Origin of the sequence: Lysinibacillus sp. CNPSo 3705, assembly GCF_028674935.1 — a bacterium.
Classification (GTDB): Bacteria; Bacillota; Bacilli; order Bacillales_A; family Planococcaceae; genus Lysinibacillus.
Genome location: NZ_JAQZSD010000183.1, coordinates 1 through 614 on the forward strand (window position 1 = coordinate 1; position 614 = coordinate 614).

The window sequence follows — 614 nt, forward strand, 5'->3', positions numbered from 1 at the left end:
TTTATCGCTTGATGTGGGAAGTACCCAAGGGAAGATGGAGGTAGCACCTGAGGGAGAGTGGATTGCAGAGAACGCTTGGAAATACGGGTTTACTCTACGTTATCCAAAGGATAAAACGGACATAACGGGAATTATGAATGAACCATGGCATATCCGCTATGTTGGTTTACCGCATAGTGTGATTATGAAAGAAAAGAATTATGTTTTAGAGGAATATTTAGACTATCTAAAAGAAGAAAAACATATTTCTGCTACTATAAATGGTCAAAAATATGAGGTCTTATATTATCCTGTTACTGAAAATACCACTATTAATGTGCCAGCAAATCTTCGTTTTGAGGTATCAGGCAATAATACGGATGGTGTGATTGTGACAGTATTTCCTGATAGCGTGTAGAAACTTAAGTGTGGGTGCGGAATAAACTGAAAGAAATTAATGAACGGTATTACCACATGGCGAAAATAGGGATTAATAGTAAATATTATGTTTACAGGGATTATTATAATATAGGCAGATATCTTATAAGAAAATAAATTAGAATTTGGAGAATACTCTTTGAAAATTAAGGATAGTAAAAAAACAGAACACAACTATATTTTGTTAAATATAGGAT

At 33.6% G+C, this 614-nt stretch carries 1 protein-coding gene; it reads left to right on the forward strand.

Going from position 1 to position 614, the window contains the following annotated elements; all coding sequences use genetic code 11:
- Window positions 1-397 (forward strand): M15 family metallopeptidase (locus tag PVA17_RS24920; protein ID WP_274069367.1); only part of this gene is annotated, 397 nt, incomplete at its 5' end.
- Window positions 398-614 lie beyond the last annotated feature (217 nt).